General features: G+C 41.9%; 12 protein-coding genes. 7 read left to right on the forward strand and 5 right to left on the reverse strand.

Annotated elements, in window-relative coordinates:
- Nucleotides 1-18: 18 nt before the first annotated feature.
- From VB836_RS02000 to VB836_RS02010, 3 genes are all read left to right on the forward strand, one after another.
- Nucleotides 19-876, forward strand: coding sequence for a formylglycine-generating enzyme family protein (locus tag VB836_RS02000; protein WP_323217762.1), 858 nt, complete (start codon nt 19-21; stop codon nt 874-876).
- Between the two features lie 644 nt (nt 877-1,520).
- The gene (locus VB836_RS02005) at nt 1,521-4,907 is read left to right on the forward strand and encodes an Ig-like domain-containing protein (RefSeq protein ID WP_323217763.1); all 3,387 of its coding nucleotides are present in this window, start codon (nt 1,521-1,523) and stop codon (nt 4,905-4,907) included.
- Between the two features lie 187 nt (nt 4,908-5,094).
- Nucleotides 5,095-5,271 carry an ATP-binding domain-containing protein gene (locus VB836_RS02010; protein WP_323217764.1) on the forward strand — a complete coding sequence of 59 codons (177 nt, stop codon included), beginning with the start codon at nt 5,095-5,097 and terminating at the stop codon, nt 5,269-5,271.
- A gap of 560 nt (nt 5,272-5,831) precedes the next feature.
- Here the strand turns inward: VB836_RS02010 and VB836_RS02015 are convergent.
- The gene (locus VB836_RS02015) at nt 5,832-6,284 is read right to left on the reverse strand and encodes a hypothetical protein (protein ID WP_323217765.1); all 453 of its coding nucleotides are present in this window, start codon (nt 6,282-6,284) and stop codon (nt 5,832-5,834) included.
- A gap of 312 nt (nt 6,285-6,596) precedes the next feature.
- On the opposite strand from VB836_RS02015, the gene VB836_RS02020 reads away from it, so the two are divergent.
- Complete coding sequence (locus VB836_RS02020; protein ID WP_323217766.1) at nt 6,597-8,036, forward strand: RtcB family protein; 1,440 nt, start codon at nt 6,597-6,599, stop codon at nt 8,034-8,036.
- A gap of 395 nt (nt 8,037-8,431) precedes the next feature.
- The gene (locus VB836_RS02025; RefSeq protein ID WP_323217767.1) at nt 8,432-8,602 is read left to right on the forward strand and encodes a hypothetical protein; all 171 of its coding nucleotides are present in this window, start codon (nt 8,432-8,434) and stop codon (nt 8,600-8,602) included.
- A 187-nt stretch (nt 8,603-8,789) separates the two neighbouring features.
- Here VB836_RS02025 and VB836_RS02030 read toward each other — a convergent pair whose 3' ends face one another.
- The 4 genes from VB836_RS02030 to VB836_RS02045 form a co-directional block, all read right to left on the reverse strand.
- Nucleotides 8,790-9,230 carry a DUF6884 domain-containing protein gene (locus VB836_RS02030; protein ID WP_323217768.1) on the reverse strand — a complete coding sequence of 147 codons (441 nt, stop codon included), beginning with the start codon at nt 9,228-9,230 and terminating at the stop codon, nt 8,790-8,792.
- Nucleotides 9,230-9,694: a GIY-YIG nuclease family protein gene (locus tag VB836_RS02035; protein ID WP_323217769.1), complete on the reverse strand. Its 465-nt coding sequence runs from the start codon at nt 9,692-9,694 to the stop codon at nt 9,230-9,232. The genes VB836_RS02030 and VB836_RS02035 overlap by 1 nt, the downstream gene beginning before the upstream one ends.
- Before the next feature lie 456 nt (nt 9,695-10,150).
- The gene (locus VB836_RS02040) at nt 10,151-10,537 is read right to left on the reverse strand and encodes a hypothetical protein (RefSeq protein ID WP_323217770.1); all 387 of its coding nucleotides are present in this window, start codon (nt 10,535-10,537) and stop codon (nt 10,151-10,153) included.
- A gap of 207 nt (nt 10,538-10,744) precedes the next feature.
- Complete coding sequence (locus VB836_RS02045) at nt 10,745-11,230, reverse strand: DUF485 domain-containing protein (RefSeq protein ID WP_323217771.1); 486 nt, start codon at nt 11,228-11,230, stop codon at nt 10,745-10,747.
- Between the two features lie 795 nt (nt 11,231-12,025).
- Between VB836_RS02045 and VB836_RS02050 the strand changes: the two genes are divergently transcribed.
- Nucleotides 12,026-12,283, forward strand: a complete 258-nt coding sequence (locus VB836_RS02050) for a helix-turn-helix domain-containing protein (RefSeq protein ID WP_323217772.1) — start codon at nt 12,026-12,028, stop codon at nt 12,281-12,283.
- Nucleotides 12,284-12,359: 76 nt separating this feature from the next.
- Complete coding sequence (locus VB836_RS02055; RefSeq protein ID WP_323217773.1) at nt 12,360-12,575, forward strand: hypothetical protein; 216 nt, start codon at nt 12,360-12,362, stop codon at nt 12,573-12,575.
- The last annotated feature ends 4 nt before the right edge of the window (nt 12,576-12,579 follow it).

Consider the following 12,579-nt stretch of genomic DNA (forward strand, 5'->3'; position numbering starts at 1 on the left):
TTGGTGAAAGTTTCTATTATGTCCAATGACACAAATGAAAAACGCATCATTATCACCCGTTACAAACGCACGGGTCAGTATTTCATTGAAAATTTGGGAGATGGGGTTGGTTTGGATATGGTACTCATTCCCGGTGGTACGTTTTTAATGGGGTCGCCAGAAGACGAACCCGAAAGTCGAGATAACGAACGACCCCAACACGAAGTTACAATTCAACCGTTTTTTTTTGGGCGATATACTGTTACTCAGGCGCAGTGGCGGGTTGTCGCAAATTATCCACAAATTGAGCGAGAATTAAACCCAGATCCTTCTCAGTTTAAAGGAGATAAACGTCCGGTTGAAAACGTCAATTGGGAGAATGCAATTGAGTTTTGTAAAAGATTATCACACAATACCAGACGAGAATATAAACTGCCCAGTGAATCACAATGGGAATATGCTTGTCGGGCAGGAACAAAAACACCATTTCACTTTGGAGAAACCATCACTACAGATTTGGCGAACTATAGGGGAACTGATAATCGAGATGGTCAATTATCAGGTTCTTATGGTAGGGGAAATAAGGGAAAGTACCGAAAACAAACCACAGAAGTCGGCAGTTTTCCGCCCAATAATTTCGGGTTGCACGATATGCACGGCAATGTCTGGGAATGGTGTGAGGATCATTATCATAATAGCTATCTCCAAGTGCCGACCGATGGCACAGCTTGGATAGATGAAAACCGTAAAACTGCTGGGCGAGTGCTGCGGGGTGGCTCATGGAACTATCATCCAGGATATTGCCGTTCTGCCTTTCGTCTCCTCAATTTTCCGCTCGAAAACCACCGCTATTTCTATGTTGGTTTTCGGGTTTTGTTTGTACCACCATTGGCGTAGTTTTGTAAAGTTGACTATTCGCGTATAGTTTTGTTCGCCATTTTGAGTTACTCAGCAATCTGTTTCTACTGTTGATATCGTTGTTTTTGAGCGCTCCAATATTTGCCAATTGCTTCGCTCAATCCTATTGCCCGTTCGTACTCTATCGGGTTGTTAGTAAAACCAAGGATCAATCAATAATAAAGCAGGGGAGAATTTCTTCATCGGTTGCGGCAGCTTGTGCGACAATATCATTATCCGTTAATCGAATGGAAATCATAGTGGCTAGAGGTCGTAATGGTCGAGTGGGGAGTTGTCAGGTTAAGTTTGATGAGACAACGGGGCGTTTTGAGGATTTATAATTCTCCTTTAATGGTTCATTGGCTGGTTCATAGGATTTTCATCGTTCCGCCTGCCGACCGACCTTGAATCGAAACTTGCCTGATAGCCCATTCCACGCCATCTTATAACTAGAGTTTAGACTATGTATTGATTTTTAAATCAATAAAAGAGGACAAGTCCTTTGGGAATAATTAGTTGCTCGACCGTGTTTTACTGAATCTTCATATTAATAACCTTATAAATTTACATTAGTAGATTGTTTTTTAAAGTTATATTATCTAGAATATTATTTATTGAAACTTTATGTTTTTCTATATAGAATTATGTCTTCTAAAGATCTTAAACCTAAATATTACGGTAATAATAATCCAACGGTAAACGACCTTAGCAATCTAGAAAAAGCCTTTATTGGTGGAGGAAGTGCGGGTTTACTCAAAGCTTTAACAGAAGAAATAGAAAAGCTCGATAAGAATTTACCAAAATTAACATTAAAATTTTTAGTGAGAATACCGGGGATTGACAACTTGGTAGCGAGAGAAATTGAAATCGCTTTAGATCCGAATACAAAAAGATATACGGTAGGAGAATTTATAGCAGATACGGTTGTTACTGCGGGAGTTCCTTTATTAATTGCAAGCAGCCTGGGAATTGGGACAACGGTATTAGGTGTTGCGGCAGTTGGAACGGCGACATCTCTCGTTTGGAGTGAAATAAAAGATGCGGGTTCCGATTTGTTGGACATTATCCTAGATACTGTAGAAACCGATATTCAAATTTTAAACAAAAATCAAGAAGTAATTGGTGGAGCTTTATTTGAAGACGGATTAGATGAAGAAGATGAACTAGAGGCTATTGATCTGATTTTAGGTCGTAGTATTATTAATGATTTTGACGACCCATCGAGATTCCCCGATATAGTTGTCGGAGAAAACTTTCTCCGTATTGTGAGGGACAATAGTTTAACAAATGGAGAGGATATTATCTATAAAATTTATGACGGGGATCTCGTAGATATAATCAGTAATGAGTTCAAGATTTCTCAAGAAGAACTATTGAGTTTGGGAACAGAAGACTCTCCAAACACAAACGATCAGATATATTTTTATTTCCAATCAAATACACCCTCGTATGTTTTCACGTCTCAGGAAAATCGGTTTTTTGTTCCTTTACCAGATATAAATGGCGGAACAAACGTAAGAGGATTTCACCCAGGAAATATTATATACGGAACCGAAAACGCCGAGGTTTTAGATGTTTTTAAAGACAAAAATAGAGATCCAGACGTTGTGACTGAAGATGCGCTGATTCTGGGTTTAGAAGGGGACGATACTCTCAAAGGAAATCTATATAAAGATTTTATATTTGGGGGAAAAGGCGATGACAAAATCGATGGAGACGGGGGAGAAGATACAGCATTTTTTTCGGATAACTTTGCCAACTATGACTATTCAATTTCAGAAGATGGAACTATAACTTTTACTCATTCAAGGGGAACACAGGCAGATGGCACTGATACTTTAAAAAATATTGAGTTTGCTCAATTTGCAGACCAAATTGTATCTTTACCCCTGGACGAGCCGGAACCCGAACCCGAAGAGGGAAGTATTACTTTTCAATTTAAAACAACTCTCAATCGTTCTTCGCCTTCTACTACAATCGGTGTGAGTGTGAATCGTGTTATTTCTTCACTTAAATATCAAGATTTTCTGGATGAAACATATGAATTTTTTGGTGAAAATCCTCAAATAGAATTGACATACACTGTCGATGCTGAGAACAAAATAAGAGAACAAAGACAGCAAGGATTGAATTGGACAAATCAACTATCATCGCTGTACGATTCAATCACTGGAACTTTGAGCATAAATGGTGAAAGCATATTTTTGAGCAATGGTGAACTTAGAATGTACACTGGTAAACGAGTCCACAATGATCGTTATCAATTAACATTTCTAGATTCTGACGGAACATTATTTGGCCGTAACAATTGGTCTGTATCTCTAGGAATTTCAGACGTTAACAGTTTAAATCCGGACGGTAGTATTAGTATAGGAGAAGGACAAAGTTTTATCGATTACAAAAACGCATTTACACTGACAGAATTTAACGAGTCAAAAAGAAATTTTGGTTTGCATATTTACGGCTCAACCAAGGAATCAGGTGTTTCTTCTGACTCAATCTCACTCGGGTACGATATGTATATAAGAGTTATTCATACCTTGGATGAAGAAAAAACGCCTTTTACCCTTGAAGTTGTTAACGAAAATTTTACAGATCCTGAACCGGAACCAGAAACCGATTCAGAACCCGAACCAACACTCGATCCTGAACCGGAACCAGAAACCGATTCAGAACCCGAACCAACACCTGAACCAACACCCGACCCAATACCCGAACCAACACCCGACCCAATACCCGAACCAACACCCGACCCAATACCCGAACCAACACCTGAACCAACGCCCGACCCAATACCCGACCCAATACCCGAACCCGAAAATACGGTGCCAGTTGCCGATGATGATGAATATACTACAGATTTTGAATCTCCTATGTTCGTTGATGCAGATTTGGGGGTTCTCGATGGGGATAGCGATGCAGACGGAGATGCGTTAACGGTCAGCTTGGAGAGTCCACCCGAAAACGGCAGCCTAGAACTCAACGCCGACGGTTCCTTCAGCTACACACCGAACGCCGGGTTTAGCGGAAAAGACAGCTTCACCTACACGGCTAACGATGGGGAAGACAGAACGAACGTTGCCACCGTTACCGTGAGCGTGAATGCACCTACCGAACCCGAACCCAAAATCGAACCCGAAATCGAACCCGAACCCGAACCCGAAACAACTGAAAATACAAATTTAGAATTAGATTCAATTTTAGTTTTAGAACCCGGAGCCGAAATTCAGCCGATTCCACCGACTCGGATTAACCCTTCAATTTTCAGGGGTAGCGAGGGAGACGATTTTCAATTAGGTGACGATGAAAAAAGCGATAACATGATGGGATTCAATGGAGAAGACAGTCTATTTGGACTGGGATCGGGAGATAATATTTACGGGCAGGATGGGAACGATTTTTTAGTGGGAAATGAGGGCGAAGATTATCTCGAAGGGGGAACCGGAGACGATCAGATATTTGGGGGTAAAGATAACGATACACTGCGAGGTCAAGCTGGAGATGATCGGATGTTTGGTGATTTGGGGTCAGATTGGCTTTATGGTGAAGCAGATGACGATCAATTATTTGGTAATGAAGGGAATGACCAGTTAAGAGGGGGAGAGGGTAATGATTCGGTTTATGGTGGACAGGGTAATGATACTGTTGAAGGAGAAAAGGGTAATGATATCATTTGGGGCGATCTTGGAAATGATATTCTGATTGGGGTTGACCCAAATCAAACTAATGCTGGAACTGATGAAATTGATACCTTGAATGGCGGAGAAGGCTTGGATACCTTTGTGTTGGGAGACACACTTCAGTCTTATTACACGGATATTGGTCATGCGGTGATTGCAGACTTTAACTCTGGTGAGGATGTAATTCAATTGCATGGGGATATTGCGGACTATATATTGGGCGACTCCGACAATATCCTTTCGAGTGGAACAGCTATTTTCCGTCAGGTGAATGGAGAAAATCAACTGATTGCGGTAGTACGCGGAATTTCTAACTTGAGTTTAGATACGAATGATTTCGTCATTGTCTAACCGTTATCAGCTTTTCTAAAACTTGTCCCCCTGTCCATCCAAACGATGACGAAATGTATGACAACTTGCTTGCTTGTTAATTCCTGCTATCTTCACTGCCTGTTTAAGAGCCAATACAGTGAGTTAAGTATTTTTGACTGTATCTATGAAGTATAGAAGCTCTATGCTTACATTATCACTCTAATGTATGTTGTATAAAATTGCTTTGGCTTGGAGTATTTCCATCCACAAAAGTCAGGGTAGCGAATATCCGGTGGTAATTCTTCCTTTATTTATGCAGCACTATCTGATGCTGAATCGGAACCTGCTTTACACCGGACTGACCCGGGCGAAGAAATTGGCGATCGTGGTTGGAAGCGCTTAAAGCCATATCCATTGCCGTTCGCAACGAAGGTCAGCGACGTTATACGAAACTGCAAGAGAAACTTGTTGAACTTCGGTGTAGAACTGACAAGACGAAACTCCCACTTAATTAGCATCAGGGATAGCGATCGCCAAGAAATCCTTTGGTAAATAGCAGGTGAACTTCTTCGCGGATCTAAATTTTAGCCTGCCCGTATCTATGTATTTTCACACTACAATAGAGACAATAACAAAGGTGTAAAACAGCCGATTGCGTTGTCGAGCTTACAGATCATAATAGACTCCAATTTTATCTCTACATGAATCAAAAGCATAATCCCCACCCCATTAAATTTGAAACCGCAACCGTCAGCCGAGAACATGAGGAGTGGGTCATCCACCGCCGTTGTCTTGAGACTTGGGGCTACACTGAACCCCTCAATGATGAAATATCCACATTTTCCTTCCCATTCTCCCGGCTTCTACCTCGTTGGCTTTCGTGTGGTGTGCATTCGGGGACTGTGATAACAGCTTTTTGCCGGATTTGAGAAAGGTCACTATTGTATTATCCCATCGGCTCGCTCAAACGCTCGGAGGCCAGCTACGAAATGAACCGTCGAAATTCCAACTCTTCGGTAACTTCGGAGGCTCGATCAAAAAGCCTTGCAAGCTCTGATCATCAACTTCCCAACTGAATTGGTAGGGAGGAAAAGATCCACTGAGGTGAAGATACACAGCCGATTCTGTCCAATATAGCTTCAAGAGTAGAGCCTCATATTTAGCCAGCCACTCATTCCATTCCCATTCAATTGCTTTGTAGCGTCCACCAAAGTAAATAATGCTGCCGAGATAGCCACCCCTGACCCCATCTGCCCCTGAGAAGCTAAACATTCCGTGATTTAGAGGGGGCCAGCTATCTAGTTTGGGTAATTCACCAATGACTTTCCGGTTCCAGCGACGTATAAAGCGATTCTTTGATGTACTACCGAACCACATCTCGCTAATATAGCCAATCAAAACAGTCTCAGTACCCATAAGACTTTTACAAAACAATCAATAAAAATTCCCGGCTTTTATGGTATCGAAGTTTAGACTGTACCTTCAAAACATCTCGAAATTTTATGTTAACCTTGAAGATAGGGGAAAAACAAAACTCTCTTTGGGTTCAATTTTCCGATTTTAGATACTCAAACTCATCGGTCAAGCTTGAACGCAACTAAACGATAGAGTTCCATCCGATCTAAAATCCCCAACCCGAAGTAGACAAAGCGTGGCTGCTGAATCCCTATCCAAATCTCAGATCTTCAACCTTTGAGACAGATTTTCATCAATCTGTTGGATAGATTTATGCAGCATCCGAAAAAACAAGAACGACTTTTTAAGGCATTATCCCGTCAAGGATTAACTGTCAGCTACAGCAATAATATTTACTCCATCCGTCTTTCTAACGCTCCCGATGCGACCGTCGCAGAAGTGTTACTCCCAGAGAGTTTACCCATTGAAGGAAAGGCGTTCAAACAGTTAGCCAACTTAGCCAACATTCGTCATCCCGTTCAAGGTCATGTCACAAACGCCTGTGCAACACCTGACTTTCATCCCGGTGATAGTGATGTTGCTATCGGTTCTATCGTGAAAACAGAAGGAATGTTAATTCCTGCGGCTGTTGGTTCCGATATTAACTGTGGAATGCGACTGCACGTTGTTGACTTATCTGTTGAAGATTTTACTCGAAAACGCGATCGTTTTATTGAGTTGATGAAGGGTGATTATTTTGAAGGAACCCGAGATGTCACCATGACCGCTAAAACCGCTCAAGCTCTATTTTGTCATGGAATTTTGGGTTGGTTAGAACATAACAGTCAAAAACCCCTTGGAAGTGTCACCCAGTCCAATTTTGAGCAACTGTGGTCAGAAACAGAACAAGTTTATCATTTGGGTTCGTTACCCGGAAGTTTGCGTTGGGCGCCGCCGGATTTAATTCCCGAGGTCGGATGGGTGCGAGACGGGGATTTAGCAACCATTGGCGGGGGGAATCATTTTGTAGAAATTCAACGGGTTGATGCCATTTTAGACCGGGCTACCGCCTACACTTGGGGCGTTCGCGAAGGACAACTGGCGTTTATGATTCACTCCGGTTCGCGCACGGTGGGGAAATATATTGGCCGTTTGTGGCGAGAAAAGGCTCAACAAGCTTGGCCTGATGGTTTGGCTTATCCAACCGGACGACTGTTTCCGCTTTCGTGTTCAACGCCGGAATTAGTAGCAAGTTATTTGCAAGCCGAAGCCACCGCAGCCAATTATGGTTTTGTTAACCGTTTGCTGTTGGCGGAACTATTACGATTGCGGTTGAGAGAGGTTTATGGGGACTTGGAAGCGCGATTAATTTGTGATTTACCTCATAATTTGACGTTTCCCGACGGTAAGGGTTGGATTATTCGTAAGGGTGCGAGTCCGGCTGAATTGGGACAACCTGTGGTAATTCCGGGTTCGATGGGTACGCCCTCTTATTTAATGCGGGGTTTGGGTAATGGGCAATTTTTGGCTTCTGCTTCTCACGGTGCGGGACGAATACACTCTCGGTTTTCTTTATCCCGTTTGGGTGCAACGTTGAGTGAGGTGGAATTGGGGTTAACGGGGGTTGATTGTATTACTCCAAGAGTTCATCGTCGCATTGAAGAAGCGCCTCTGGCTTATAAACCTATTCAACCTGTTATCTCGGCTCAAGTTGAAGCGGGAATGGTTCAAGAGGTGGCGAGACTTCAACCGATTCTGACGTTTAAAGCTTAAGGAATATTATTCGACTGATGTGTTTAGTCTGTGGAGTAAAAAGCAAACAATGCGCCTATTACCTAATACAAGTTTGACGATTAGAAGCTAAAAAACACTATTATAACTGGTTGAGAAATAGGGAGCGAAAATTATGGCTCCCGACTTATTTCGACAAGGTTTTTCTGGGAATTAACCTCCCTATGTTGGTCAAATTTCCCCTAGAGGATTTAAGATTCGTCGCTTTCGGTTTAATTCAAGTGGTTGGATATTGGATAGAGCATTGTGTTTACCTGATATTCAGGGAAAGTTTGAGTCGGATGGGAATCAAGTTATTGTTCTTATGACGATTAGATTGGCTGTGGGTGTAATTGCGTTTTTAGTGTTTTGTTTTTTAGTCTGTTATGGTCTAACAGTTGTCATGTTTTGGTCTGCGGTTTCGTTGGAAAACGGGTTTTCCTCTGATTGAATCTTTGGGATTTTTGGGATTTCCGGTCTGGGTGTTCTTTGTAATTTTGCAAGTTTTTCGAGAGCAAACGGCTCGAATTCAGCAAGAGTTAACACAAATCATTCTAGAAGACACTTAAAAGTTCTGGGGAGACAAGCCACTCCCCAAAATAAAAGGGAATTTATTCAACAAATCAAGGGAATTTTATTGAGCTAAAATTCCTTCACGTTTCGATAAACCGCTCACCAACCCTCAGATTTGCTCCCCGAATTTCTATCAGATTTTTGTGCGGTTGACACCCTTGTTCAAGCTGAATATTTTTTGTTTTACTCGTTTTGATTGAGGGTTTCAACGGGTTGATTGTCAAACCAATTTAATTGCTGACCAATACCTAATCCCATTAAGGGAACAGCAATAGTATAGCCGGCTTTCTCAAGATGGGGACAGAGATACTGTCGATATTTTTTCCCGGCTAAAATAATGACTTTCCCTCGCTCTGGAAATCTCCGACAGATGTGATTAAAAACATCCTCTGCCCATTCGTATCGAACTTGAGTGGGCATTTGATTTAGGGTTTGGTCGTAAGGCTCTACAAGCTTTTCTGGCTCCAACAAACCGTATTTAGCAGAAAGAATGTACCATTGCCAACCTTGAGATTCGACATAAGCTTTGGCTTTCTTAAACCAGGGCGAACAGTACAAATCTTTGGCAACAGAAGTCCGCTCCTGCTTTTTGGCAACGCAGGACACCAATGCAATAGATTTCATCAGCTTCCGAACTGTTTGAGGGGAATAGTTTCAGTGATGAGCAAATGGGAACCAATCAGATCATTTTCCAATTCGAGGCGTTGATTTTCAAGCCAGGTATTATTGGAGATCCAGGCGCACTCTAAGAGTGTCGTGATTGATGCGGTAGCGTCACTGGCGGAACCTATCACTAATCTAGAGTTAAACTGCTGCAACTTTCGAGCATGATTTTGAAGTCGAGCTTGAATTCTACCCTGTCCGATATAAACCAATTTGGATTGATTCTCCATACGGATTCGGTAGAGTCCAAGCGCATCTGGCGTTAAATAATTTTGTGCTTCTGATAGGGGATACCACTCTGACCATTGATGTCCGCACCAATTTGGACTGCACGGCTCATCTAAAATTGTACCGACCGGGGCAATGCCAGGTTTATGGTTATCACTGTACTGATTGGACTTCCCTCCTCGAAAACGTTTACCCACTTCCACTAACTTCTGAGTATTGGAAGAAGAAATAATTTGACATACTCCCCATTTCTAAAGAAAGGGGATTCTCCAAGCCTCACGGCTTTGGATTACTGATTCATTGACAACCCTTACAGCAAGCTAGTTTCCTAACCTACTCCAGAGGGGTGAGTCTCCCCAGTCGTTCATCCCATTTCAGAGATAGTTTCGGTATGCCCTACCGTACTTGAGAAAAAAATGCTTTGTTCTCTGTACTTGGTGCTTTAAGGTTTTATATGGCCAAAGCATTTCTTGCAAGAACCCCATACCTTAAGTTTTCAAGGTTAATTGCATCGATTAGATGCTGGGTTTTTCAACTGGTTGAATACCCTGCCAGTAGAGTTATTATAGCATTAGAAAGAGCCTTATATCCCCATACCTGAAGGTAGGGGCGTGTGCGGCAATTTTTGGTAACCTTCAGAGATTCGACCAAAGTTAACTGTTGGGGACGCTTGATGCTGCTGTCGATATAAAGCGATCGCACTTTGCTTCCAATCCCAGACGGTATGCGTCTGATTCTTCTACAGGTAAAGTTGACACTTCAAATTCGCAGCCCAAGCGATCGCGCAAAGCCCAGAGTGCTGGCCCCGCCGTATGGGGATCTCGGTAGGGCATTTCCGGCTTGTAAACATAGTTCAACTCGGATAGGCGTTTTCTTAAATTCCTGTTACCCTTACCCGTCTGACCGATATAATCCAGGTCGCTTCTGCCAATTCTGCGGATTCGATAAATCCCCCGAACATTCGGAATGCGTTTGTCTTTCCAGCAATCTTTTAACGGTTGCCATTGGAACCAAGTGAAAATCTTGTCGGGTTCAAGCATTTTTTTATGGGTTCATTGCAGAAATTCTAAATCTTACTGAGGTTAAAGAGATCTAACAAAGGATTTCCAACGATCTACTTTGTCTCCGGTAATATCCAAGATGGGAATAGGTATAGAATTCCAAAAAGTTTAGTTGCTGCTTAGTTTTTTCTATCTCTAGATGTTTTTCCTTTAATACAGTCAGCCCTTTAACTGAATATTTTACAGTTAAGTTTTAGATAAAACAGGCGGACGGGGTGGAGTTGGTGGCTTTAACTGACTGTCTGAAACCTTAGATTTGCTGCTATTTTGGGAGAGCATCGCTTCTACCAGCCCCCGTTTAAACTGCTCTATTTTTTCTTTATTTCGATTAAACACCACTAAATTCGCCCGACTGGTATAGATAATTAACCATCGCTGCTTGACCACAAAAGCCAACACAATAAAAACAATTCCTATCATTATCCCTAACGTAATAACTCCAATCCAAAACAACCACCAAGTACAACCTTCTCCGGTTTCTATCGTTCGCACATCTTGAACGGGTGTTAGGGTTTCTGATTCTTCTAACCCAAAAAAGGATTGAGTTTTTGTTTTCAAGAAATCATCAACTAATTGGAGGCTACAACTTCCCTGTATTGGTAAAACGGTCAGTCCCACAACTTTACCGGGAATGCCGTTAATTTGTGTTGTGAAGTTGGTATTTCTTTTCATGGTTCTCCGTTAAAATAGAGGATAATGTCCGGCGAACAAGTTATCATCAGAAGCCTATCATTGAACTTCCTTTGTGTGATCACCTATCAAGCGTTGAGAAAATTGTGCGATCGCTATCGGGGCTAGTTTTTGTTGATTGTAAGTAGGACTTGATTGGCGAGTCGGTTGTTAGTTGATTCAGCATCACCTTTGACTAAGCCCGACTCAGAATTTATTCTTATTTCCAGAATATCCCGAAAATCCCCTGAAGTAAATCAGTGAGATTACGGATATTTTATCGAAAGTTAATCGTTATATACTTCAAGTTTTTTTGATTTAATAGCTTTCTGAAAATCTCTAAGTTTTTGATGAAAACTTCTTTGCTTTTTCTAAATTTACCCCCAGACTGAGTTTGAGTAAAATCCGTTTGATTTAAGACTTTCAAAAAAGAATATCCCGACCCTCAAATCTTACCTGTCATTAGGATCGGTATTTACGGAGTAGTCCCCGGCTGAGTGTCTACGGTATTACTCGCAAGTCGGCTGAAAAAGTAGAAACATCGCTATTGTCTTCTATCAAGTCAACCTTATATACAATCAAGCTTTTCAGCTTTTCCTATTCCCAAATATTGATTAATCTTTTTGCACCCGAACTCAGGAGAGCCTAGCCTATTAGAGTTAGGGCTGTAATCTCGGTAATTTTACTGAGAAAGTTGGGATTTTGATACTAAGAAAAAGCTTAAAAGTTCCGTAATTCTCCCGTAGCTATCTAAGGTTTGTCCGCTTATTGTTGAATATAGAGATTACAAATAAAGCCATGCCAGTTGCCACCACCATCGAGATTTCAACGTTAATCCGCACTCTAAGACAGCGTTTAGGTTTGTCCCAAAGACAATTCGGAGAACAGTTGGGCGTTGTCTTTCAAACTGTTAATAACTGGGAAAACGGGCGCACCCACCCAACCCGCATGGCTTTGATGGTAATTCAACGACAGTTGGAAGAAATGGGTGAGGAAGGTAAGGATTTGTTAAAACAATATCGGGTCTTGGCAACTTTTGGTGATCCGCAAAAATAGCGATCGCAAAGAGAACAAACAATTGACGTGGTAGTGTCACGCAGGTCAAGCCAGTCGCAAAATTAAGGAGATTGCAATGCACGCGCACTTCGACACAGGCGATCTCGCGATCGCAACGACCGGAGAGACGTTTGCCTATGACTCGCGCCCTGAGTCTCGACACGAGCGCCACATGAACTTGAAAAGAACGTTACAGAAAGTGATTTTTAAACATTCCTATAATCAGGTATCCTTGATGACAGTGCCAAAATATAACATTGAAAGAAATAATTCCAAGTTTACTACCGAGTAAAAGA

Origin of the sequence: Limnoraphis robusta BA-68 BA1, from assembly GCF_034932365.1 — a bacterium.
GTDB classification, from domain to species: Bacteria; Cyanobacteriota; Cyanobacteriia; order Cyanobacteriales; family Microcoleaceae; genus Capilliphycus; species Capilliphycus robustus.